This is a genomic window from Candidatus Methylomirabilota bacterium (assembly GCA_035764725.1).
Taxonomy (GTDB): Bacteria; Methylomirabilota; Methylomirabilia; order Rokubacteriales; family CSP1-6; genus DASRWT01.
Genome location: DASTYT010000127.1, coordinates 1 through 21,543, shown reverse-complemented (window position 1 = coordinate 21,543; position 21,543 = coordinate 1). Strand labels below are relative to the sequence as shown.

At 69.3% G+C, this 21,543-nt stretch carries 38 protein-coding genes; 5 read left to right on the top strand and 33 right to left on the bottom strand.

Annotated elements, in window-relative coordinates; genetic code table 11:
• Nucleotides 1–47 precede the first annotated feature (47 nt).
• From thiL to VFX14_20995, 5 genes are all read left to right on the top strand, one after another.
• Nucleotides 48–1,073, top strand: a complete 1,026-nt coding sequence (thiL, locus tag VFX14_21015) for a thiamine-phosphate kinase (protein ID HEU5192179.1) — start codon at nt 48–50, stop codon at nt 1,071–1,073.
• Nucleotides 1,066–2,349, top strand: a complete 1,284-nt coding sequence (locus tag VFX14_21010) for a hemolysin family protein (GenBank protein ID HEU5192178.1) — start codon at nt 1,066–1,068, stop codon at nt 2,347–2,349. Before thiL ends, VFX14_21010 begins: the two co-directional genes overlap by 8 nt.
• On the top strand, nt 2,346–3,608 hold the full coding sequence (locus VFX14_21005; GenBank protein ID HEU5192177.1) for a hemolysin family protein: 1,263 nt from the start codon (nt 2,346–2,348) through the stop codon (nt 3,606–3,608). Before VFX14_21010 ends, VFX14_21005 begins: the two co-directional genes overlap by 4 nt.
• A gap of 2 nt (nt 3,609–3,610) precedes the next feature.
• Nucleotides 3,611–4,285 (top strand): dienelactone hydrolase family protein, encoded by a 675-nt coding sequence (locus VFX14_21000; protein ID HEU5192176.1) that lies wholly within the window; start codon nt 3,611–3,613, stop codon nt 4,283–4,285.
• A 91-nt stretch (nt 4,286–4,376) separates the two neighbouring features.
• Nucleotides 4,377–5,267, top strand: coding sequence for a DMT family transporter (locus VFX14_20995; GenBank protein HEU5192175.1), 891 nt, complete (start codon nt 4,377–4,379; stop codon nt 5,265–5,267).
• A gap of 25 nt (nt 5,268–5,292) precedes the next feature.
• Here VFX14_20995 and VFX14_20990 read toward each other — a convergent pair whose 3' ends face one another.
• The 33 genes from VFX14_20990 to rpsJ (VFX14_20830) all read right to left on the bottom strand — a co-directional run.
• The gene (locus VFX14_20990) at nt 5,293–6,123 is read right to left on the bottom strand and encodes an SDR family NAD(P)-dependent oxidoreductase (GenBank protein HEU5192174.1); all 831 of its coding nucleotides are present in this window, start codon (nt 6,121–6,123) and stop codon (nt 5,293–5,295) included.
• A gap of 83 nt (nt 6,124–6,206) precedes the next feature.
• A complete protein-coding gene (gene rplQ, locus VFX14_20985; protein ID HEU5192173.1) occupies nt 6,207–6,698 on the bottom strand; it encodes a 50S ribosomal protein L17 in 492 nt (163 codons plus the stop codon).
• Entirely contained in the window at nt 6,695–7,681 is a 987-nt protein-coding gene (locus tag VFX14_20980; GenBank protein HEU5192172.1) for a DNA-directed RNA polymerase subunit alpha, read from the bottom strand. The genes rplQ and VFX14_20980 overlap by 4 nt, the downstream gene beginning before the upstream one ends.
• Before the next feature lie 6 nt (nt 7,682–7,687).
• Nucleotides 7,688–8,311, bottom strand: coding sequence for a 30S ribosomal protein S4 (gene rpsD, locus VFX14_20975; GenBank protein HEU5192171.1), 624 nt, complete (start codon nt 8,309–8,311; stop codon nt 7,688–7,690).
• A 12-nt stretch (nt 8,312–8,323) separates the two neighbouring features.
• Entirely contained in the window at nt 8,324–8,743 is a 420-nt protein-coding gene (gene rpsK, locus VFX14_20970; GenBank protein HEU5192170.1) for a 30S ribosomal protein S11, read from the bottom strand.
• Between the two features lie 12 nt (nt 8,744–8,755).
• Complete coding sequence (gene rpsM / locus VFX14_20965) at nt 8,756–9,181, bottom strand: 30S ribosomal protein S13 (protein ID HEU5192169.1); 426 nt, start codon at nt 9,179–9,181, stop codon at nt 8,756–8,758.
• Between the two features lie 10 nt (nt 9,182–9,191).
• Nucleotides 9,192–9,305: a 50S ribosomal protein L36 gene (gene rpmJ, locus VFX14_20960; GenBank protein HEU5192168.1), complete on the bottom strand. Its 114-nt coding sequence runs from the start codon at nt 9,303–9,305 to the stop codon at nt 9,192–9,194.
• A gap of 21 nt (nt 9,306–9,326) precedes the next feature.
• The gene (gene infA / locus VFX14_20955; protein HEU5192167.1) at nt 9,327–9,545 is read right to left on the bottom strand and encodes a translation initiation factor IF-1; all 219 of its coding nucleotides are present in this window, start codon (nt 9,543–9,545) and stop codon (nt 9,327–9,329) included.
• Between the two features lie 9 nt (nt 9,546–9,554).
• A complete protein-coding gene (gene map / locus VFX14_20950; protein HEU5192166.1) occupies nt 9,555–10,316 on the bottom strand; it encodes a type I methionyl aminopeptidase in 762 nt (253 codons plus the stop codon).
• A complete protein-coding gene (locus tag VFX14_20945; GenBank protein ID HEU5192165.1) occupies nt 10,313–10,975 on the bottom strand; it encodes an adenylate kinase in 663 nt (220 codons plus the stop codon). The genes map and VFX14_20945 overlap by 4 nt, the downstream gene beginning before the upstream one ends.
• Nucleotides 10,972–12,285, bottom strand: a complete 1,314-nt coding sequence (gene secY / locus VFX14_20940; GenBank protein HEU5192164.1) for a preprotein translocase subunit SecY — start codon at nt 12,283–12,285, stop codon at nt 10,972–10,974. Before secY ends, VFX14_20945 begins: the two co-directional genes overlap by 4 nt.
• Entirely contained in the window at nt 12,285–12,737 is a 453-nt protein-coding gene (gene rplO, locus VFX14_20935) for a 50S ribosomal protein L15 (protein HEU5192163.1), read from the bottom strand. Before rplO ends, secY begins: the two co-directional genes overlap by 1 nt.
• On the bottom strand, nt 12,734–12,913 hold the full coding sequence (rpmD, locus tag VFX14_20930; GenBank protein HEU5192162.1) for a 50S ribosomal protein L30: 180 nt from the start codon (nt 12,911–12,913) through the stop codon (nt 12,734–12,736). The genes rplO and rpmD overlap by 4 nt, the downstream gene beginning before the upstream one ends.
• Entirely contained in the window at nt 12,906–13,427 is a 522-nt protein-coding gene (rpsE, locus tag VFX14_20925; protein ID HEU5192161.1) for a 30S ribosomal protein S5, read from the bottom strand. The genes rpmD and rpsE overlap by 8 nt, the downstream gene beginning before the upstream one ends.
• Nucleotides 13,428–13,437: 10 nt before the next feature.
• On the bottom strand, nt 13,438–13,803 hold the full coding sequence (gene rplR, locus VFX14_20920; protein ID HEU5192160.1) for a 50S ribosomal protein L18: 366 nt from the start codon (nt 13,801–13,803) through the stop codon (nt 13,438–13,440).
• On the bottom strand, nt 13,803–14,345 hold the full coding sequence (gene rplF, locus VFX14_20915; GenBank protein HEU5192159.1) for a 50S ribosomal protein L6: 543 nt from the start codon (nt 14,343–14,345) through the stop codon (nt 13,803–13,805). Before rplF ends, rplR begins: the two co-directional genes overlap by 1 nt.
• Nucleotides 14,346–14,357: 12 nt before the next feature.
• Complete coding sequence (gene rpsH, locus VFX14_20910) at nt 14,358–14,753, bottom strand: 30S ribosomal protein S8 (protein HEU5192158.1); 396 nt, start codon at nt 14,751–14,753, stop codon at nt 14,358–14,360.
• Nucleotides 14,754–14,766: 13 nt separating this feature from the next.
• Nucleotides 14,767–14,952, bottom strand: a complete 186-nt coding sequence (locus VFX14_20905) for a type Z 30S ribosomal protein S14 (GenBank protein HEU5192157.1) — start codon at nt 14,950–14,952, stop codon at nt 14,767–14,769.
• 3 nt (nt 14,953–14,955) lie between these two features.
• Nucleotides 14,956–15,501 carry a 50S ribosomal protein L5 gene (gene rplE, locus VFX14_20900; GenBank protein ID HEU5192156.1) on the bottom strand — a complete coding sequence of 182 codons (546 nt, stop codon included), beginning with the start codon at nt 15,499–15,501 and terminating at the stop codon, nt 14,956–14,958.
• A 165-nt stretch (nt 15,502–15,666) separates the two neighbouring features.
• On the bottom strand, nt 15,667–15,993 hold the full coding sequence (gene rplX, locus VFX14_20895) for a 50S ribosomal protein L24 (protein HEU5192155.1): 327 nt from the start codon (nt 15,991–15,993) through the stop codon (nt 15,667–15,669).
• Nucleotides 15,994–16,001: 8 nt separating this feature from the next.
• A complete protein-coding gene (gene rplN / locus VFX14_20890) occupies nt 16,002–16,370 on the bottom strand; it encodes a 50S ribosomal protein L14 (GenBank protein HEU5192154.1) in 369 nt (122 codons plus the stop codon).
• 7 nt (nt 16,371–16,377) lie between these two features.
• Nucleotides 16,378–16,626 carry a 30S ribosomal protein S17 gene (gene rpsQ / locus VFX14_20885; GenBank protein HEU5192153.1) on the bottom strand — a complete coding sequence of 83 codons (249 nt, stop codon included), beginning with the start codon at nt 16,624–16,626 and terminating at the stop codon, nt 16,378–16,380.
• 11 nt (nt 16,627–16,637) lie between these two features.
• Nucleotides 16,638–16,838, bottom strand: coding sequence for a 50S ribosomal protein L29 (gene rpmC, locus VFX14_20880; protein ID HEU5192152.1), 201 nt, complete (start codon nt 16,836–16,838; stop codon nt 16,638–16,640).
• Between the two features lie 7 nt (nt 16,839–16,845).
• Nucleotides 16,846–17,262 (bottom strand): 50S ribosomal protein L16, encoded by a 417-nt coding sequence (gene rplP / locus VFX14_20875; GenBank protein HEU5192151.1) that lies wholly within the window; start codon nt 17,260–17,262, stop codon nt 16,846–16,848.
• Between the two features lie 4 nt (nt 17,263–17,266).
• Nucleotides 17,267–17,914, bottom strand: coding sequence for a 30S ribosomal protein S3 (gene rpsC, locus VFX14_20870; GenBank protein HEU5192150.1), 648 nt, complete (start codon nt 17,912–17,914; stop codon nt 17,267–17,269).
• 3 nt (nt 17,915–17,917) lie between these two features.
• Nucleotides 17,918–18,289 carry a 50S ribosomal protein L22 gene (gene rplV, locus VFX14_20865; protein HEU5192149.1) on the bottom strand — a complete coding sequence of 124 codons (372 nt, stop codon included), beginning with the start codon at nt 18,287–18,289 and terminating at the stop codon, nt 17,918–17,920.
• A 4-nt stretch (nt 18,290–18,293) separates the two neighbouring features.
• Nucleotides 18,294–18,587, bottom strand: coding sequence for a 30S ribosomal protein S19 (gene rpsS / locus VFX14_20860; protein ID HEU5192148.1), 294 nt, complete (start codon nt 18,585–18,587; stop codon nt 18,294–18,296).
• 12 nt (nt 18,588–18,599) lie between these two features.
• Nucleotides 18,600–19,424 carry a 50S ribosomal protein L2 gene (gene rplB, locus VFX14_20855; protein ID HEU5192147.1) on the bottom strand — a complete coding sequence of 275 codons (825 nt, stop codon included), beginning with the start codon at nt 19,422–19,424 and terminating at the stop codon, nt 18,600–18,602.
• Nucleotides 19,425–19,429: 5 nt separating this feature from the next.
• On the bottom strand, nt 19,430–19,720 hold the full coding sequence (gene rplW, locus VFX14_20850) for a 50S ribosomal protein L23 (GenBank protein ID HEU5192146.1): 291 nt from the start codon (nt 19,718–19,720) through the stop codon (nt 19,430–19,432).
• Nucleotides 19,717–20,346, bottom strand: coding sequence for a 50S ribosomal protein L4 (gene rplD, locus VFX14_20845; GenBank protein HEU5192145.1), 630 nt, complete (start codon nt 20,344–20,346; stop codon nt 19,717–19,719). Before rplD ends, rplW begins: the two co-directional genes overlap by 4 nt.
• A gap of 2 nt (nt 20,347–20,348) precedes the next feature.
• On the bottom strand, nt 20,349–21,020 hold the full coding sequence (gene rplC / locus VFX14_20840) for a 50S ribosomal protein L3 (GenBank protein HEU5192144.1): 672 nt from the start codon (nt 21,018–21,020) through the stop codon (nt 20,349–20,351).
• Between the two features lie 40 nt (nt 21,021–21,060).
• Entirely contained in the window at nt 21,061–21,381 is a 321-nt protein-coding gene (gene rpsJ, locus VFX14_20835; GenBank protein HEU5192143.1) for a 30S ribosomal protein S10, read from the bottom strand.
• 4 nt (nt 21,382–21,385) lie between these two features.
• On the bottom strand, nt 21,386–21,543 hold a 158-nt coding region (gene rpsJ / locus VFX14_20830; GenBank protein HEU5192142.1), incomplete at its 5' end, for a 30S ribosomal protein S10.

Genomic DNA, 21,543 nt, shown 5'->3' with positions numbered 1-21,543 from the left:
GGTAGCGCGGACCCTCCAAGTCGCGGCCGGGCCGCGACCTCGACCCAGTGAGCCTGCGCCGGCTCGGAGAGCGCGGGCTGATCCAGCGCATCCGGCTCGATTCGGAGCGGGCCCCCGCCGCGGGTGTCACGGTGGGAATCGGCGATGACGCCGCCGTGCTGGCGGTGACGCCGGGTGCGGCCCTTCTCGCCACCACCGACCTCGTGGTCGAGGACGTGCACTTCCGGCGCGCGTGGGCGAGCCCCGAGGACATCGGCTGGAAGGCGATGGCCGTGAACCTCTCCGACATCGCGGCCATGGGCGGCGTGCCACGGTGGGCGCTGATCGGTCTCGCGGTGCCCGAGGACACCGACGCCGAGGACGTCGCCGGCTTCTACCGGGGACTACACGCGGCCGCCGCGCCTCATCGGGTCGCGCTGGTGGGCGGCGACACCTCCCGCTCGCTCGCGGGCTGGCTCGTCAACGTGACCCTCCTCGGCGAGCACGCGGGGACGCCACGCCTGCGGTCGACCGCGCAGCCCGGCGACGCCATCGCGGTGACCGGCGGGCTTGGGCGCTCGGCGGCGGGCCTAGCCGTGCTCGAGCGGGGTGTCGCGGAGGCGGGGCGTCGTGGCCTCGCCGACGAGACGATCGAGGCGCTCACCCGCGCCCATTTGCGCCCTGAGGCACGGGTGGCGGAGGGCCAGTGGCTGGGCCGCGCGCCCGGCGTGCGGGCGATGATGGACTGCTCCGACGGCCTCGCCACGGATCTCGCCCATATCTGCCGGGAGTCGCGGGTGAGCGCGCGGATCCAAGTCGAGCGGATCCCGCTGGGCACCAGCGTCGTCGCGGCGGCGAACGCGCTGGGTTGCGATGCCCTCGCCTGGGGCACCGGAGGCGGCGAAGATTATGAGCTGCTCATCACCTGTGATCCCGACGAGGCGGCGCGCCTGACACGTGAGCTGCCGCGGAATACCGGCACCGCGCTCCACGTGATCGGCGAGATCGAAACAGGCGGGGACGGCATCCGATGGCTCGGCCCCGAGGGCCACGCGGTGACGCTGGGCGCCGGCTTCGAGCACTTCCGTGAGTAGTCTCACCGTGCTCGAGCTGGGCGTGCTCGCGCTGCTCGTGCTCTGCTCCGCCATCCTCACGGGCGCAGAGGCGTCCTACTTCTCCCTGGGCCGCGCGCGGCTCAAGCGGCTCGCGGAGACCGAGGAGGACGCGGGCGAGCTGGCCACCACGCCCTTGCTCGAGCAGCCCCACGAGCTCCTCGTCACCCTGCTCGTGGGCATCACCCTCATCAACATCGGCGCCTCCGCGCTCTCCGCCGCGGTCGCCGAGCGGCTGCTCGGTCCCTGGGGCCTGCCGGTGTCGATCGTGGTGATGGTGTTCCTGCTGAGCCTCTTCGGCGAGGTGCTGCCGATGACCCTGGCGGTGGAGCACCCCGAGCGGTTCATCGCCTGGGTGAACCGCCCGGTGACCTGGCTCTCCATCCTGGTGGCGCCCATCCGCATGATCCTCGCCGCCTTCACCGCGCTGACGCTTCGGCTGGTCGGCTCGGAGCGGCGCGACGATGCGCCGGAGATTTCCGAGGAAGAGCTGCGGACGATGGTGGACGTGGGCGCGCGCGAGGGCGTGGTGGAGCGGACGGAGCGAGAGATGATCCACCGGGTCTTCGACCTCGAGGACACGATGGTGCGGGAGGTGATGGTGCCGCGGCCGGACATGTTCTGCCTGGAGGTCAGCGCGCGCCCCGACCGCATCCTCGACCTCCTGCGCGAGAACCTACACTCCCGCGTGCCCGCCTACGAGGGCACCATCGACCAGATCGTTGGCGTGCTCTACACGAAGGACCTCCTGCCCTATCTGCGCGGGCTGCCGCCCGACTTCGACCTGCGCATGCACCTGCATCCGCCCTACTTCATCCCCGAGTCGAAGCGGGCGGACGCGCTGCTGCGCGAGTTCCAGGCCAAGAAGCTCCACCTCGCGGTGGTGGTGGACGAGTACGGCGGCACCGCCGGCCTCGTCACCCTCGAGGATCTCCTGGAGGAGCTGGTCGGGGAGATCCGCGACGAGTTCGACGAGGAGGAGCGTCTCATCGCGCCCCTGGGCGACGGGGCCTTCCGCGTCTCGGGTCGGCTCTCGCTCTTCGACCTCAACGCCGCGACCGGGCTCTCGGTGTCCAGCGAGTCCTATGACACGGTGGGCGGCTGGGTCCTCGATCTCTTCGGTCGCGTGCCCAACAAGGGCGAGAGGACGGAGACCGACGAGTACGTGGTGACGGTGGAGAAGGTGGAGCGTACCCGCGTGGTCGAGGTCCTGGTGACGCTCAGGACCGCGCCGGCCCCGACGCCGGAGGCCGCGTGATCTACGTCTGGATCATCGTGATCGCGCTGGCCTTGACCGCCTTCTTCTCGGGCATGGAGATGGCGTTCATCGCCGCCAACCGGGTGCGGCTGCGGCACCTGGCGGAGGCAGGCAATCGCGCGGCGGGGCGGTACCTCGAGGCCTTCCGCCGTCCCGAGCGTGTCCTGTCGACGTCGATGATGGGGGTGACCATCGCCCACATCGTCGCCTCCTCGGCGGCCACGTGGGCGCTCATCCCCTCCCTGGGAACCTGGGCCGCCATCGCCGTCACCGCCGCCCTCACGCCCCTCATGCTCGTGTTCGGCGAGGTGATTCCCAAGGCGGTGGCGCGGGAATGGGCCACCGCCATCGTCCGCTACCTCTATCCGCTCATCGAGCTGGCGAGCCGCGTCCTCGCGCCGCTCACCTGGGGGGCCAACGTCCTGGTGAGCGGCGCCCTCGGTCTGGTGGGGCTCCGCTCGGCCTCGAGCCGGCAGTTCGTCTCGCGCGAAGAGCTGAAGGTTCTGCTCCAGCTCGAGCCGGAGGAGGCCGACGTCACCGTGATCGAGGCGCAGATGATCGACAAGATCTTCGACCTCGGCGAGAAGACCGTGCGCGAGATCATGGTGCCCCTGGTCGACGTGGTCGCCCTCCCGGGCTCCGCCCCGCCCGACGACGCGGTGCGGGTCATCGCCGAGCGGGGCTTTTCGCGCATTCCCGTGTACACCGACCGCGCGTTCAACCTGGTGGGCGTGGTCACCGCGATGGACCTGCTCCGCCGCGGCGCCGCCGCCCAGGACCTGCGCACCCTCATGCGGCCCGCCCACTACGTGCCGGAGAGCAAGCGCATCGACGATCTCCTCCGTGAGATGCAGAAGGGCCGCATCCAGCTCGCGGTGGTGGTGGACGAGTACGGCGGCGCGGTAGGGATCGTCACCGTGGAGGACATCGTCGAGCAGATCGTGGGCGAGATCGAGGACGAGCACGATCGCACCCCGCCGCTGGTGGAGCGGCTCCCGGACGGCAGCTACCGCATGGCGGGACGGGTGCGCATCGAGGAGCTCAACGAGTCGCTGGACTGGGAGCTGCCCTCCGGCGACTTCGAGACGGTGGCCGGCCTCGTGCTCGCCACCGTGAACCGCATCCCCGCGGTGGGTGAGGTGTTCGACGTCGGGCGGCATGAGTTCACCGTGCTGGAGGCCGACGAGCGGCGTATCCTGAAGGTCCGCATCACGCCACCGGATCGACCGCACCCCAAGACCGCTGTCAAGGAGGGCTGAGCATGGCCGGGAAGATGGTGGACTTCAAGAGCAATGGCGGCACGACCAAGGGCTATCTGGCGACGCCGGCGTCGGGCAAGGGCCCGGGCGTCCTCGTCATCCAGGAGTGGTGGGGGCTGGTGGACCACATCAAGAAGGTGTGCGACCGCTTTGCCGCCGCCGGCTACTCGGCGCTGGCGCCCGACATGTACCACGGCCAGACCGCGAGCGAGCCCGACGGGGCGGGCAAGCTCTTCATGGCGCTGAACATCGCCCAGGCCGAGAAGGATCTGGCCGGCGCCGCGAAATATCTCGCCGGCCATTCCTCCACCGCCAAGCTCGGCGCGGTGGGGTTCTGCATGGGCGGCCAGCTCGCCCTCTTCGCCGGCACCATCAATTCCAGCATCGGCGCGGTGGTGGACTTCTACGGGATCCACCCCAACGTGAAGCCCGACTACAGCAAGCTCGCGGGCCCCGTGCTGGGACTCTTCGCGGAGAAGGACGCGTTCGTGACGCCGCAGACCGCGCGCGACGTGGAGGCGGCGATCAAGAAGGCGGGCAAGACCGCGACCATTCACATCTATCCCGGCGTGGACCACGCGTTCTTCAACGACGAGCGGCCGGAGGCCTACAACAAGGCCGCGGCCGAGGACGCGTGGAAGCGTACCCTCGCCCATTTCCAGGCCAACCTGAAATAGCCCACGGGCGCGCGCTCCGGGACGCTCAGTCCCGGAGCGCGCCAGAAGTGCGGGGGCCGCCTCGGTTTTCTGCTACCGTAGCCCCCGGCCGATGCTCGCTCTTCCGGATCCTACCCTAGGCGCCCTCGCCTCGCTCGCCTCCGCGCTCATCTGGGCCGTGGTGAGCCTGTGCGTGCGACGGCTCTCGAGGACGCTCAACTCGCCGACCATCAACGCCCTGCGCACGATGGGGGCCGGCGTGCTGCTGATGGCGTGGGTACTCGCCACCGCCGGCGTCGAGGGGCTTCGCGAGATCGGCCTGCCGACCTTCGCGCTCCTCGCCGCGTCGATCGTGCTCTCGGGGAGCCTCGGCGACACCATCTTCTTCGAGAGCGCGCGCTTCCTCGGGCTCGCCCGCGCCATGACCGCGTCGATGACGTATCCCATGGTCTCCGCGGGGCTGGCGGCGATGTTCCTGGGCGAGCCCATCACTCCCGCGCTCATCACGGGCTCCGTGCTGACGCTGGGCGGCCTGGCCCTCATCGTGGGCGAGCGGCCGAGCGAGCCTGGCCGGCCCGGTCATCTCTGGCTGGGCCTTCTCTCCTCGCAGGCGGCGTCGCTCGCGTGGGCGGCGGGAGTGATCATGCTCAAGGTGCCGCTCACCTGCCTCGACGCCACCACCGCGCAGGCGGTGCGGCTGCCGATCGCCGCGCTGGTGCTCTTCGCCACGCCGTGGGTGTGGGGCTCGATGGGAGCGGTCCGGCAGGGCGGGGCCCCGCTGGCCGGTCTCCTCACCCTGCTCGCCGTGCTCACGGCAGGCAGCTCGCTGCTCTTCGTAGTGGGGGTGAAGCACGCCGGCGTAGGTGTCTCCACCGTGCTCTCCTCGACGGCGCCGATGTTCGCGATCCCGCTCGGCACCCTGTTCCTCGGCGAGCGCATCACCCGGACCGCCGCCCTCGGCACGCTGATCACCGTGACCGGCGTCGCCGTCCTCAACCTCTGACGTAGGCGGCTGAAAAGCCGCCTACCTAGCCGATGAAGAGTCCCCCGTTCGGGGAGAGCCACTGCCCCGTGTAGAAGCCCGAGTCGTCGGACGCGAGGAACAGCGCAGTGGCGGCGACTTCGCGAGGCTCGGCCATGCGGCCCAGCGGGGTTTGCGAGAGCAGGGCCTTCCGGGCCAGCGGCGAGATCGACTGGGTCATCGGCGTGTCGATGTAGCCGGGGCAGATCGCGTTGACGCGGATCCCCCGCGAGCCGACCTCGCGCGCCACCGCCCGCGTGAAGGCGAGGATGCCGCCCTTGGCCGCGGAATAGTGGGGCACCTGGGCGAGGCCCATGAGGGCCGCCACGCTCGAGAGGTTGACAATGGCGCCGCGGTTCTGCCGGCTCATCAGGCGCAACGCGGCGCGGGTGCAGAAGAAGGTGCCGTTCAGATGCACGCCGATGACGCGGTGCCAGGCCTCGTCGCTCATCTCCTGGGTCACGTCGAAGTGCGTCTGTATGCCCTCACCGCCCACCATCTCCATGATGCGCGCCTCGGCGCGCTGGCGGCGTGCTTCGAGGTCCTCGCCGGGGCCCAGCGCGATGCCCGCATTGTTCACGAGCACGTCGAGGGTGCCGCAGCGGCGCTCGATCTCGTCGAACATCGCGGCGACCTGCCGGCTGTCGGAGACGTCGGCGGCGACGGCAAACCCGCCCCGCGCGCTCGCGCCCATCTCCTGGACGGTCTTCTCCGCGGTGGCGAGGTGGAGGTCGTTGACCACCACGCGCGCGCCCTCCTCGGCGAAGAGCAGCGCGATCGCCCGGCCGATCCCCGATCCCCCACCCGTCACCAGCGCCACCCGGTCCTTGAGCTTCATCGCGCCCTCCTCCGTTCGCGCTGAACGCACGACGGGGGCGGCGCGCGCCGCCCCCGGGGTGAGCTTCGTCGAGACGGCGCGGGCTAGCCGGCCGCGGCCGCCGCTTTCTTCCTGCGGCCCTTGCCCGCGCCGGCGCCCGCTTCGCCCTTGTCGGCCTTCTCCGCCTTGGGCGCCTTCTCGGCCTTGGCGTCCTTCTTCGGCTTCTCGCGCGGCGTCTCGGGGCGATCCACCAGCTCCAGCACCACCATGGGGGCGCGGTCGCCGGGCCGGGTGCCGGCGTGGATGATGCGGGTGTAGCCGCCGTTCCGGTCCGAGAAGCGCGAGGCGATGGTGTCGAAGAGCTTCTTCACCACCGTCTCGTCCGGCACCATGCTCAGCACCTGGCGCTTGGCGTGCAGATCCTCGCGCTTGGCCAGGGTGACCATCTGATCCGCGAGCCCGCGCACGGCCTTGGCCTTGGCCTCGGTGGTCATGATGCGCTCGTGACGGAACAGCGCGACAAGGAGATTGCGGAACATCGCCCAGCGATGCGCGGTCAGCCGCCCCAGCTTGTAGTTCGCCCGCCCGTGCCTCATTTCACGCCTCCCCGCCCGAGCGCCCCGAGCACCGCGGGGTCGATGCGCATCCCCAGCGAGAGCCCGAGTCCGGCGAGCGCGTCCTTGATCTCGTCGATCGACTTCGAGCCGAGGTTCTTCACGTTCTCGAGCTCGGCATCCGTCTTCTGCACGAGGTCCGCCACCGTGAGGATCTCCGCGTTGCGGAGCGCGTTGATGGCGCGCGCGGGCAGAGGCAGCTCCTCGAGGGCCTTGGACAGGCTCTCCTGGAGGAAGCCCTCGCCCGCCTCCTCGACTTCTTCGTCTTCCTCCGGTCCGCCGGGAGGAGCCAGCAGCGCGAAGTGGTCCCGCATGTAACCGGCGGCGCGCGTGAGCGCCTCCTCGGGCGACACCGCGCCGTTGGTCCACACCTCGAGGATCAGGCGCTCGTAGTCGATGACCTTGCCCAGCCGCGACGCTTCCACGTTGTACGACACCCGTTGGATGGGGGAGAAGGCCGCGTCCATGGCCATGGCGCCCGCGGGCACCGACCCCTCGGGATGCCCGGCCGCGTTCACGTAGCCGCGCCCCACCCCCACGCCCACCTCGATGGACAGGGTGGCCCCGGCCTCCAGGGTGCAGATCGGCAACTCGGGGTTCAGCACCTCGAGCCCGGTACCCTCGGAGACGTCGGCGCCCGTGACGTTGCGGGGGCCGGTGGCGTCGAGCCGCGTAATGAGCGGCTCACCCGAGGGGACGTTGAGCGCGAGCTTGCGGAGGTTCAGCAGCACCTCGACGGTGGCCTCGGCGACTCCGGGAATCTTCGTCTCGGCGTCGGTGACCCCCGTGATGCGCACCCACGACACCGCCGCGCCCGGGATGATGCTGAGCAGCGTCCGGCGGATCGAGTTCCCCACGGTGAGGGCATAGCCCTTCTCGAAGGGCTCCGCGACGAGCCGCCCGTAGCGGTCGGTGTTGATCTCCCACTCGATATGTCTCGGCTTCTGAAACGGAATCCTGGCCATGGTCTCCTACTTCGAGAACAGCTCGACGATCAGCTGCTCCTGCACGGGGATCTGGATGTCCTCCCGGACCGGGAGCCCACGCACCGTCCCCTTCTTCTGGTTGATGTCCACGTCCAGCCACGGCGGCACCGCGGAGCGGCCCGCCCCGAGATTGTCGACCACGCGCTCCTGCATCTTCGACGTGGCCCGGAGCGCCACCTCTTCACCGACCTTGACGATGTAGGACGGCACTGACACCTTGCGGCCGTTCACCTGGATGTGCCCGTGGGCCACCATCTGCCGGGCCTCGCGGCGCGAGGCCGCCATCCCGAGACGGAAGACCACGTTGTCGAGCCGGCGCTCGAGGAGCTTGAGGAGGTTCTCGCCGGTGATGCCCTTCTCGCGCTCGGCGCGCTCGAAGTAGCGGCGGAACTGGGTCTCCAGCACCCCGTAGATGTTCTTGGCCTTCTGCTTCTCCCGCAGCTGGATGCCGTAGTTGGTCAGCTTGGTGCGGGAGAGGCCGTGCTGGCCCGGAGGATAGTTGCGCCGCTCGATCGCGCACTTCTCGGTGAAGCAGCGCGCGCCCTTCAGGAACAGTTTGATCCCCTCGCGCCGGCACTGCCGGCACACCGCTTCGCGATATCTCGCCACGTCCCCTCCTCCCTACACCCGGCGCCGCTTGGGCGGCCGGCAGCCATTGTGGGGGATCGGGGTCACGTCGCGGATGGCGGTGACCTCGAGACCCACCGCCTGGAGCGCGCGGATGGCAGCCTCGCGGCCGGCGCCCGGGCCCTTGACGCAAACCTCGACAGACTTGAGCCCGAGGTCCATCGCCTTGCGGGCGGCGTTCTCGGCGGCGGTCTGGGCGGCGAACGGGGTGCTCTTGCGCGAGCCCTTGAAGCCCACGCTCCCCGCGCTCGCCCACGAGACCACGTTGCCGGTCTTGTCGGTCAGAGTCACGATCGTATTGTTGAAGGTGGCCTGCACGTGGGCGACGCCCACGCGGACCTCCTTGCGCTCGCGCTTGCGCCCGCCCTTGCGGGGCGCCGCCGGCTTCTCGGCTGATTGCTGCTCGTCGGCCATGTTCTCGGCTCCTTACTTCTTTGGCGCCGCGGGAGCGGCGGGCGCCGCAGCCGCGGGGGCGGCGGCGACGGGCTTCTTCTTGACCATGACGCCCTTGCTCTTGCCCTTCCGCGTCCGGGCGTTGGTGTGGGTGCGCTGGCCGCGGACGGGGAGGCCCTTGCGGTGCCGGATCCCGCGATAGCAGCCGATGTCCATCAGCCGCTTCACGTTCATCGCGACCTCGCGCCGCAGGTCACCCTCGACCTTGAACTCGCGCTCGATGATGTCGCGCACCCTGGCGGTCTCGTCGTCGCTCCAGCTCTTCACGCGCTTGTTCCCGTCCACGCGCGCATCCATCATGATGCGGCGGGCCGACGGGATGCCGATCCCGTAGATGTACTGCACGGCGATGACGCCGCGCTTGTCGCGGGGCAGGTCCACTCCGGCGATACGTGCCATGGGCGACTCCTCAGCCTTGCCGCTGCTTGTGACGGGGATTCTTGCAGATCACGCGCACGGCCCCGTGCCGGCGCACGATCTTGCAGTTCTCGCACCGCAGCTTGATCGACGGCTTGACTTTCATGACTGTCCTTTGAAAAACGACCTATTTGAATCGATACGTGATCCGGCCGCGGGTGAGGTCGTACGGCGACAGCTCCACCTTGACCTTGTCCCCGGGCAGGATGCGGATGAAGTTCATGCGCATCTTGCCGGAGACGTGGGCGAGCACCTTGTGCCCGTTCTCCAGCTCGACGCGGAACATCGCGTTGGGCAGCGGCTCGACCACCGTGCCCTCCACCTCGATCGCGTCTTCCTTGGCCACGCGCGCTCCCTAGGACCTGGGCTCGATGCGGGTGAGGACCTCGGGGCCCTCCTCGGTGATGGCGATGGTGTCCTCGAAGTGCGCGGCGAGGCTGCCGTCCTCGGTGACGGCGGTCCACCGGTCCTCGAGAATCCGGACCTCCCACGACCCCATCGTGATCATGGGCTCGATGGCGAGCACCATGCCCGGCTTCAGCGCGGGGCCGCGCCCCGGCTCGCCGAAGTTCGGCACCTGAGGATCCTCGTGTAGCGCGCGGCCGATGCCGTGGCCCACGAAGGCCCGCACCACCCCGAAGCCGTGGCTCTCGCAGTGGCTCTGGACAGCATGCGAGACGTCACCCAGGCGGTTGCCCGCGCGGCACTGCACGATGGCCTTGTCGAGGCTCTCGCGCGTGACGTCCAGCAGCTCCTGCACCCGGGGCGGCACCGGGCTCACCGGCAGCGTGATCGCACAGTCGGCGTAGTACCCCTCCACGATGCACCCGAGGTCAAGCCCGATAATGTCGCCCTCGGTGAGCCGGCGCTTCGCGGACGGGATCCCGTGGACGATCTCCTCGTTGAGGGAGGTGCAGACCGTCGCGGGAAAGCCGCGGTAGCCCTTGAACGCGGACTTGGCGCCTTTGCCGACGATGAACGCCTCCACGTCGGCGTCGATGTCCTTGGTGGTGATGCCCGGGCGCACCATCGCGCGCAGGCGTTCCTTCACCTCGGCGAGGATGTGACCCGCCGCACGCATATGGGCGAGCTCGCGAGGCGACTTGAGCAGGATCACGCGGGCACCGCCCGTCCCACCGCTTTGCGGATGTCCGCGGCCACGCGGGACATCGCGCCCTCGCCGGGTACGGTGGCGAGGAGGCCGCGCTCGCGGTAGTAGGCGAGCAGCGGCGCGGTCTGCTTCTGGTAGACGTCGAGCCGCGTGGCCACCGCCTCGCGGGTGTCGTCCGAGCGCTGGGTGAGCTCGGCGCCGCAGTTGTCGCAGCGCCCCGCCGTCCGGGGTGGCGCCGAGACGAGATGGAAGGCGGCCCCGCACTTGGGGCACACCCGCCGGCCGGTGAGGCGGCGAAGCAGCTCCTCGCGGCCCACTTCGAGGAAGACCACCCGGTCGATGGACTGCCCCCGGCGCTTCAGCATGGCGTCGAGCGCCTGCGCCTGCGCGGTCGTCCGCGGGAAACCGTCCAGCACGAAGCCGGCGGCGCCGTCCGGACGGGCGAGACGCTCCTCCACGAGCCCGATCACCACGTCGTCGGGCACGAGCCCGCCGGAGTCCATGTGGCGCTTGGCTTCGAGCCCGAGCGGCGTCTTCGCCGCCACCGCCTCGCGCAGCATGTCGCCAGTGGCCACCTGGGGCACGCTCCACTCCGCGGCGAGGGCGCGCGCCTGAGTGCCCTTGCCCGCCCCAGGCGCGCCGAGGAAGATGACGCGCGCGCTCATGCCCGCGCCCGCTGGCGCTTCCGGAGGAAGCCCTCGTAGTTCCGCATCAGGAGGTGCGACTCCATCTGTCGCACCGTGTCCAGGGCCACGCCGACCACGATGAGGAGGCTCGTCCCGCCGAAGTAGAAGGGCGTGTTGAACCAGCGGATGAGGAAGTCCGGCAGCACCGAGATGAGGGCGAGGAAGATGGCCCCCGGCAAGGTGATGCGGGTGAGGGTCCGGTCGATGTACTCCGCCGTCTTCTTGCCCGGCCGCACCCCGGGGATGAACCCGCCGTACTTCTTCATGTTGTCGGCAAGGTCGATCGGGTTGAACACGATCGCGGTGTAGAAGTAGGCGAAGAAGATGATGAGACCGCAGTACATGACGGTGTAGGTCACGTGCCCCGGCGACAGCGCCTCGGTGATCACCTGCATCCACGGGTGATTGACGAAGCGGGTGAGGGTCGCCGGGAACAGGATGAGCGACGACGCGAAGATCACCGGGATGACGCCCGCGGTGTTGATGCGCAGGGGGATGTGGGTGGACTGGCCGCCGTAGACCCGGCGCCCCACCACCCGCTTGGCGTACTGGACGGGAATCTTCCGCTGGCCCTCCTGCATGAGGATGACCGCGGCAGTGACCAGCAGCATCATCACGAGGAGCGCCACGAACACGGGCAGCCGCAGCTCTCCCGTCGAGATGAGGCGATAGGACGAAATGATCGCCGACGGCAGCCGCACCACGATGCCCGCGAAGATGATCAGCGAGATACCGTTGCCGATCCCCTTCTCCGAGATCTGCTCGCCCAGCCACATGATCAGCGCGGTGCCGGTGGTGAGCGTGATCATGGTGAGGAGCCGGAAGCCCCAGCCCGGATCCGGCACGATGGAGCCGCCGCCCGGCGCCCGCATGCTCTCGAGCCCCACCGCGATCCCGAAGGCCTGGATCAGCGACAGCACGATGGTCCCATAGCGGGTGTACTGGGTGATCTTCTTCTTGCCCGCCTCGCCTTCCTTGGCGAGCCGCTCGAGCGCGGGGATCACCACGGTCAGGAGCTGCAGGATGATCGACGCGGAGATATAGGGCATGATCCCAAGGGCAAAAATCGTGAGCCGGCGCAGGTTGCCGCCCGAGAAGAGGTCCACCATCCCGAGCAGGGTGCCCTGCACCTGGTCGAAGAACTGGGCGAGCGCGTGGCCGTCGATGCCCGGGGTCGGGACGTGGGCGCCGAGGCGATAGGCGGCGAGCAGGCCGAGGGTGACCAGCACCCGCCGCTTGAGCTCCTCGATCCGGAAGATGTTCCGGAAGCTCTGCAGACTCTCGAACATCAGGCCAGGACCTCCACCCGTCCCCCCGCCGCCTCGACCTTCTTCCGCGCCGACTCGCTGATCTTGTGGGCCCGCACGGTGAGGGCATGGCCCAGCTCGCCGTCTCCCAGCACCTTGACGCGATCCCGGTCGGCCTTCTTGATCAGGCGCGCTTGGAGCAGGCTGTCGGGATCGACGACGCTGCCCGCGCCGAACCGCGCGGCGAGGTCCTTCAGATTGACGATGGCGAGCTCGGTCTTGCCGCCGAAGGGCAGGAAGCCTCGCTTGGGCAGGCGTCGGTAGAGCGGCATCTGGCCGCCCTCGAAGCCCGGACGCACCCCTCCGCCGGAACGGGCGTTGAGACCCTTGTGGCCCTTGCCGGATGTCTTGCCGGTGCCGGACGCGGGGCCGCGGCCCAGCCGCTTCCGCTTCTTCGTGGCGCCCGCCGCCGGCCGCAGATCCTCGATCCTCATGCCGCCTCCACCTTGAGGGCGAACGCCACCGCCTTGATCATGCCCTTGATCGTCGGGCTGTCGTCGTGCTCCACCGTGTGGCGGATGCGGTGGAGCCCCAGCGCGCGGACGGTCGCCTCCTGCTTCGGGCTGAGCCCGATGATGCTCTTCACCAGCGTGACCTTGAGCTTAGCCACCCGCCGCCTCCTGGCCGTCGCCGTCGAGCGAGCGCCGCCGCGCCGCGTGCAGGTCGAGCTGCCGCTTCATGCGCCGGAACGCATCGATGGTCGCCTTGAGCACGTTGTGCGGATTGTTGGTCCCCAGCGTCTTGGTCAGCACGTCCTGGACGCCCGCCGCCTCCAGCACCGGCCGCACCGCGCCACCGGCGATGACGCCGGTGCCCTGGGACGCGGGCTTGAGGTAGACCCGGGCCGCGCCGAAGTGGCCGGTCATCTCGCACGGGATCGTGGTGTCCTTGAGGGGCACGAAGATCAGGTCCTTCTTGGCGTGCTCCACCGACTTGCGGATGGCCTCGGGGACCTCGCGCGCCTTGCCGAGGCCCACGCCGACGTGGCCGCGACCGTCGCCCACCACCACGAGGGCGGTGAACGAGAAGCGCCGGCCGCCCTTCACGACCTTGGCGACACGGTTGATCGAGACGACCCGGTCGGTCAGGTCGAGCGCGCTGGAATCGATCCGTCCTTCAGCCAATCCGTCCTCCCTAGAACGCCAGGCCGCCGGCCCGTGCCGCATCGGCCAGCGCCTTCACCCGCCCGTGATACTGGTAGCCGCCACGGTCGAACACCACGGGCCCAATGCCCTTGGCCTTCGCCCGCTGGGCGATCAGCTCGCCCACCAGCTTCGCCGCCGCCACGTTGCCGCCCGTCTTCATCTTGGCGCGGAAGTCCGCGGCGCGGCTGTCCACCGCGCACAGCGTCTTGCCGTCCGCGTCGTCGATGATCTGTGCATAGATGTGATTCAGGCTCCGGAACACCACGAGCCGCGGTCGCTGGGCGGTCCCCTGCACCAGGCGCCGCACCCGCACGTGCCGGATCTTCCTGGCCTCGACCTTGCGATTCGCCTGCATCACTTGGCTCCTGCCTTCTTGCCCACTTTCCGGCGGATGTATTCGTCCGCGTACTTGATACCCTTGCCCTTGTAGGGGTCCGGCTTGCGGAGGCCCCGGATGAGCGCGGCGGTCTGCCCCAGCAAGGCCTTGTCCGCGCCCCGCAGGGTAATCGACACCTGCTTCTCCACCTCCGCCTGAATGCCCTCGGGGAGCGGGAAGATCACCGGGTGCGAGAAGCCCAGCGCGAGCTGCAGGTTCTTGCCCTGGAGCTGGCACCGGTACCCGATGCCCACGATCTCGAGCTTGCGCTCGAAGCCGTCCTTCACCCCGTGCACCATGTTGGCGATGAGCGAGCGCGTGAGGCCATGGAGGGCGCGCGCATTCCGCTCGTCCGAGGATCGGCTCACCGTCACCTGCGCGGGCTCGGCCTTGACCGAGATCCCGCTGGGCAGCGAGTGCGAGAGCTTCCCCTTGGGCCCTTCCACGCGCACCGCGGCGCCGTCCACCGCCACCTTCACGCCCTGCGGCACCGGGATGGGCTTGCGTCCGATTCGCGACATGAGTCGGCTCTCCTACCAGACGTAGGCGAGGACCTCGCCGCCGAGGCCCTGCTTGCGGACCTCGCGGTCGGTCATCACGCCCCGGGAAGTGGACAGGATCGCCACCCCCATGCCGCCCAGGATGGATGGGATCTTGTCCTTGCCCACGTAGACGCGCCGGCCCGGCTTCGACACCCGGACGAGCCCGGAGATGACGCGCTCGTTGCCCGCCCCGTACTTGAGATACACACGCAGGGTGCCGGGCTTCTTCTCCTCCATGAGCCGGAAGTTCTTGATGAATCCTTCGCTCTTCAGGATCTCGGTGATGCGGACCTTGAGCTTGGACGAGGGGATGTCCACCTTCTCGTGCTCGGCACGGCTCGCGTTGCGGATGCGGGTCAGGAGGTCAGCGATGGGATCGGTCATCATGCCTCGCGTCCCCCTACCAGCTCGCCTTGACCACGCCCGGCACCTCGCCCTTGAGGGCCAGCTCCCGGAAGCAGAGCCGGCAGGCCTCGAACTTCCGCAGATAGCCGCGAGGGCGGCCGCAGATCTTGCAGCGGTTGTAGCCCCGCGACTTGAACTTCGGGGGCCGCTGCGCCTTCATGATGAGCGAGATCTTCGCCATGCCTTAGGACTCCCTGAAGGGCAAGCCGAGCTGGGTCAGCAGCGCCTTGGCCTCTTCGTCGGTGCCGGCGGTGGTCACCATGATGATGTCCATGCCGCGCACCTTGTCGACCTTGTCGTACACGATCTCCGGAAAGATGACCTGCTCCTTGAGCCCGAGGGCGTAGTTGCCGCGTCCGTCGAAGGCCTTAGGCGGCACGCCCTTGAAGTCGCGCACCCGCGGCAGGGCCACGTTGACGAGGCGGTCGAGGAACTCGTACATCCGCGCGCCCCGCAGCGTCACCTTGCAGCCGATGGGGACGTTCTCGCGGAGCTTGAAGTTCGCGATCGACTTCTTCGCGCGCGTGATCACCGGCTTCTGGCCGGCGATGGTCTGCAGATCCGACACCGCGAAGTCGACGACCTTGGCGTTCTCCTTGCCCTCGCCCACGCCCATGTTGATGACGATCTTCTCGAGCCGCGGCACCTGGAACGGATTGGTGTAGCCGCGCTCCTTCATGAGGGCGGGGATCACCGCGGAGCGGAAGCGGTCGCGCAGCCGCGGGGGCACGTCGCCGGTCACGCGCGCCTGCGCGGCGGGGCCGGCCGCGGTCGCGGGGGCACCCTTGCCGCCGCCCTTGCCGGCGGGGACAGGCTTCTTGCCGCTGCCCTGCTGGGCCGGCTGCGGCGCCTTGCCGGGGGCCTTCGCCTGGGGCTTCTTTTCGTCAGCCATGACCTACGCCTTGTCCACCATCTCGCCCGACTTGCGGGCGACGCGGGCCTTGCGGCCGTCGGCGAGCTGCTTGACGCCCACCCGCGTAGGTTTGTCGCTGCGGGGATCCACCAGCATCACATTGGACAGATGCAGCGGCGCCTCGCGCTCGATGATGCCGCCCTGCCGCAGCTTCTGGGTCGGCTTCTGGTGCTTCTTCATGAGATTGAGCCGTTCCACCACCACGCGGCCCTCCGCGGGCAGCACCCGCAGGACCCGGCCGCGCTTGCCGCGCTCCCGGCCCGCGATGACCACCACGGTGTCGCCCTTCCGCACGTGCGCTTGCGCCATCACGTCCCTCAGATGACCTCGGGGGCCAGCGAGATGATCTTGGTGAACTGCTTGTCCCGGAGCTCCCGCGCGACGGGTCCGAAGATGCGGGTGCCCACCGGGTTGTCGTCGGCCTTGAGGAGCACCACCGCGTTGCGGTCGAAGCGGATGTACGAGCCGTCCTTGCGGCCCACTTCTTTCACCGTCCGCACCACCACCGCGCGGGCCACCTCGCCCTTCTTCACGGTGCCGTCCGGCACCGCCTCCTTGACCGCGACGATCACGATGTCGCCGAGCGAGGCGTAGCGCTTGTTGGCGCCGCCCATGACGCGGATGCACTGCGCCTTCTTGGCGCCGGAGTTGTCGGCCACGTCGAGCATCGTTCTCGGCTGGATCATGTCGGTCTCAGGAGGCCCGGGTCATGATTTCCCGGATCCGCCAGCGCTTTTCCTTCGACAGGGGCCGCGTCTCCTCGAGGAGCACCCGGTCGCCCGTCTTGCTCGCATTGGTCTCGTCGTGGGCCTTGAGCCGCTTGGTGCGCCGCACCACGCGCTCGTACCGCGGGTGCCGGTACACCCGCTCGATCAGCACCACGCGGGTCTTCGTCATCTTGTCGCTCACCACCACGCCTTCGCGGGTCTTCGTCTCCGACACCGAACGTCTCCTTAAGCCTTCGCGGGGGCACGGCGCTCGCGCAGGATCGTCTGGATCCTGGCGAGGTCGCGGCGCGCCTGTCCGACACGCGCGGGGTTCTTGGCCACGCCCATCGAGAGCTGGAAGCGGAGGTTGAAGAGCTCCTCGGCGAGCTCCTTGCCCTTCTGCGTCAGCTCGTCCTCTGACATCTCACGCCACTTCGTCACCTTCATGGTCGCCTCAGAGCGCCCGCGTGCGGGTCACGAACTTGGTCTTGATGCCGAGCTTCTGCGCGGCGAGCCGAAACCCGTCCTTGGCCGTCGCCTCGTCCACACCCTCCATCTCGTAGAGGATGCGGCCGGGCTTCACCACCGCCACCCAGAACTCGGGATTGCCCTTGCCCTTGCCCATCCGCGTCTCCGCGGGCTTCTTGGTCACCGGCTTGTCGGGGAAGATCCGGATGAAGACCTTGCCGCCGCGCTGGACACTCCGGGTCAAGGAGACTCTCGCGGCCTCGATCTGCCGGTTGGTCACCCACGCCGGCTCCAGGGCCTTGAGCCCGTAGTCGCCGAAGGCGAGCGTGGAGCCACGATGGGCCTTGCCCTTCATGCGCCCGCGCTGGGCCTTGCGATACTTGACGCGCTTGGGCATCAGCATGGGATCAGGCCTCGGCCGTCCGCTGGGTGGGTAGGACCTCACCCTTGAAGATCCACACCTTCACGCCGATGGCGCCGTACGTCGTGTGGGCCTCGGCGAGGCCGTAGTCGATGTCCGCCCGCAGCGTGTGCAGGGGCACCCGCCCGTCGCGGTACCACTCGCGGCGCGCGATCTCGGCGCCGCCCAGGCGACCGGAGCAGGCGATCCGGATGCCGTCGGCGCCCAGGCGCAGGGCGGACGTCACCGCCTTCTTCATCGCGCGGCGGAATGCCACCCGCTTCTGGAGCTGGAGGGCGACGTTTTCCGCCACCAGCTGCGCGTCCAGCTCGGGATGGACCACCTCCTCGATGTTGAGGTGGACCTCCTTCTGGGTTCGGCTCTGGATCTCGTTCTTGAGCTTCTCCACTTCGGCGCCCTTGCGGCCGATGATGATGCCGGGACGCGCGGTGAAGATGGAGATGCGCGCCCGATTGGCCGAGCGCTCGATGTCGATCTTCGAGATCCCCGCGTGGTAGAGCGCCGACTTGATGAACCGGCGGATCTTCACGTCCTCGTGCAGGAGCCCCGCGTAGCCCTTGGTGGCGAACCAGCGCGAGCTCCACGTCCGCGTGGTCCCGAGCCGGAATCCGATCGGATGGGTCTTCTGCCCCATAAATTACCTTCCCGCCCCCGCCCGCGCGCGCGGGCGCGGCGTCTCGTCGGAGAGCTCGATGGTGAGGTGGCTGGTCCGGTGCTTGATGAAGTACGCGCGGCCCATCGCCCGCGGGGATACCCGCTTGAGGCCGGGGCCACCGTCGGCGACCGCCTTGACCACGCGGAGGTCGTCGAGGTTGCGCACCTGATGGTTGTGCTCGGCATTGGCGATGGCCGAGCGCAGCACCTTCTCGATGAGCCGCGCCGCCGCCTTCGACGTGAGCTGCAGGGTGGCGAGGGCCTCGCCCACCGACTTGCCACGGATGTGCTCGAGCACGAGGCGCGCCTTGCTGGCGGGCACCCGGATGTAGCGCGCGGTGGCCTGCGTCTTCACGGCCTCACGCCTTCCCGGTGGGCGACGTGGTGGCCTTCTCGGCGGCGCCGTGTGCCTTGAACGTCCGGGTGAGGGCGAACTCGCCGAGGCGGTGGCCCACCATGTTCTCGGTGATGTACACCGGGATGAACTTCTTCCCGTTGTGCACGGCGAGCGTGTGCCCCACGAACTCCGGCACGATGGTGGACCGGCGCGACCACGTCTTCAGCACCTTCTTCTGGCGCTGGCGGTTCAGCTCGTCGATGCGGGTCATGAGCCGCGTCTCGACGAACGGCCCCTTACTGGTTGAGCGTCCCATGGTCGGCCTCTCTTACTTGGTCCGGCGCGTGACGATGTAACGGTCCGACGGGCGCGCGCCCCGGCGGGTCTTGTAGCCCTTGGTGGGCTTGCCCCACGGGGTCATCGGATGGTTGCCCTTGCCCTTGCCCTCACCGCCGCCCATGGGGTGGTCCACCGGGTTCATGACGGTGCCCCGCACGGTGGGCCGGAAGCCCTTCCAGCGCACCCGCCCCGCTTTACCGACCGACACGTTCTCATGGTCGAGGTTCCCGACCTGGCCGACGGTGGCCATGCAGTCGAGCGCCACCCGCCGCACCTCCCCCGAGGGGAGCTTGAGATCGGCGTGGTCGCCTTCCTTGGCGAGGAGCTGGGCGAGGGTTCCCGCGCTCCGGCACAGCTGGCCACCGCGCCCCGGCTGCAGCTCCACGTTGTGCACGAGGGTGCCGAGGGGGATGCTGCGGATGGGCAGCGCGTTGCCGGGCAGGATGTCGGCCTGCGGCCCCGACATCACGACGTCCCCGGGCTTGAGCCCGAGGGGCGCGATGATGTAGCGCTTCTCGCCGTCGCGGTAGTGCAGGAGCGCGATCCGGGCCGAGCGGCCGGGATCGTACTCGATACCCACCACCTTGGCGGGGATGCCGAGCTTCTCGCGGCGGAAGTCGACCTCGCGGAGCATCCGCTTGTGCCCGCCGCCCCGGTGCCGGACGGTGATGCGGCCGTAAGCGTTGCGACCGCTGATCCGGGTCTTGGGCGTGAGCAGGCTCTTCTCCGGCGTCTTCTTGGTGATCTCCTCGTTGGTGAGGAGGGTCATGTAGCGCCGCGCCGGCGAGGTGGGCTTCAGTGTGCGGATTCCCATCGGTCTCAGGCTCCCTCGACGAGCTCGATCTTGTGGCCAGGCGCCAGCGTGACGATCGCCTTCTTCCAGTCGGAGCGTTGGCCCTCGAAGCGGCCCATGCGCTTCCACTTGCCCTGCATCGACATCGTGCGCACGTCGGCCACCTTCACATTGAACACGCGCTCGACGGCCTGGCGGATCTCGACCTTGTTGGCGCTCCGCGCGACCTCGAACGTCACGGTGTTGTGCTCTTCCTTCTGCAGCATGCTCTTCTCGGTCATGAGGGGACGGAACAGCACCTGACGAGGATCTCTCATCGCGCAAGCGCCTCCTGCAGCGCGACGAGGGCCGCGCGCTCCGCGACGATCCGGTCGTGGCGCACGAGCTGATATACCGAGGTGTGGAGCGCGGTGGTGACCTCGAGCCACGGCACGTTGGATGCCGCGCGCTCGACGTCCGCGCTCCGCTCTCCGAGCACGAGGAGGGTCGGCGCCGCCGCGGCCCCGAAGGTCTTGAGTCGCGCGACCAGGGCCTTGGTCTTCGGCTCGCCCAGGCCGAGCTGCTCCACCACCGTCACCTCGCCCGCCGCGACCTTCGCGGCCAGGGCCGCGCGCAGGGCGGCCCGCCGCATCTCCGCGGGCATGGCCTTGTCGTACTTGCGCGGCCGCGGGCCGAACGGCTTGCCGCCGCCCTTCCACTGGGTGGCGCGGATCGAGCCCTGGCGGGCGCGCCCGGTGCCCTTCTGCCGCCACGGCTTCCGACCGCCGCCGCTCACCTCGCTGCGGCCGCGCGTGGAGTGCGTCCCCACGCGCCGGTCGGCAAGCTCGCGCACCACCGCCTGATGCACCATGGGCACGCTCACCGCGCCCCCGAACACCGCGTCGGCAAGCTCGAGGGTGCCGCGGGACTTCCCGCTGCCGTCGAGAATGGGTAGGCTCGGCATCGCTACTTCGCCCCCTGCTTCTGCTGCTGCGCCTTGGTCTGCTTCACGCTCTTCCGCACCAGCACGACGCCACCGCGCGCGCCCGGCACCGCGCCCCGGAGCAGGATGAGGTTCTGCTCGGCGAGCACGCGTACGACCGGGAGGTTCAGCACGGTGCGGCGATCACCGCCCATGCGGCCCGGCAGGGGATGACCTGGCCACACACGCGAGGGATCGGAGGAGGCCCCGATGGAGCCGGGGGCCCGGTGGAACATCGAGCCGTGGGTGGCGTCGCCGCCCGCCCAGCCATGGCGCTTCACGCCACCCTGGAATCCCTTGCCCTTGGTCACGCCGACCACGTCGACCAGCTCGCCCGGGCTGAAGATCTCCGCGGTCAGAGACTGACCCACCGAGTAGGGCGCAAGCGCCTCCGATTTCTGCAGGCGGATCTCCCGGAGCACGCGCATGGGCGTGGCCACGCCGGCCTTCTTGTAGACGCCGCTCATCGCCTTGGTCACGTTCTTCTTCTTCGGCTCGAAGCCGAGCTGGAGCGCGTCGTAGCCGTGCGTGGCCTTCGACCGCACCTCGACGACCGTGCAGGGGCCGAGCTGGACCACGGTGACCGGGATCATGTTCCCATCGTCCCCGAAGACCTGCGTCATGCCGACTTTGCGGCCAATCAGTCCCTCTTTCATCGCCATGGCGAAAGTTCTCGCTGTTCCTGATGTGCGCGGGCTAGAGCTTGATCTCGACGTCGACGCCGCTGGGCAGCTCGAGCTTCATGAGCGCGTCCACCGTCTGAGGCGTGGGATCGAGGATGTCGAGCAGCCGCTTGTGCGTGCGCATCTCGAACTGCTCGCGCGAGGTCTTGTCGACGTGGGGCGAGCGGAGCACCGTCCATCGGTTGATGATGGTGGGCAGGAGCACCGGCCCCGTCACGCGGGCGCCCGTGCGCCGTACCGTCTCGACGATCTCCTTCATGGAGCGGTCGAGCAGGTGGTGGTCGTAGGCCTTCAGGCGGATCCGGATCTTCTGGTCGGCGGACAGGGTGACCATATTCCTACTCGACGATCTCCGCCACCACGCCCGCGGGCAGGTCGAGCTTCATCAGCGAGTCGACGGTTTGCGGGGTCGGGTCGACGATGTCGAGGAGCCTCTTGTGCGTGCGCATCTCGAACTGCTCGCGCGAGGTCTTGTCCACGTGCGGCGAGCGCAGCA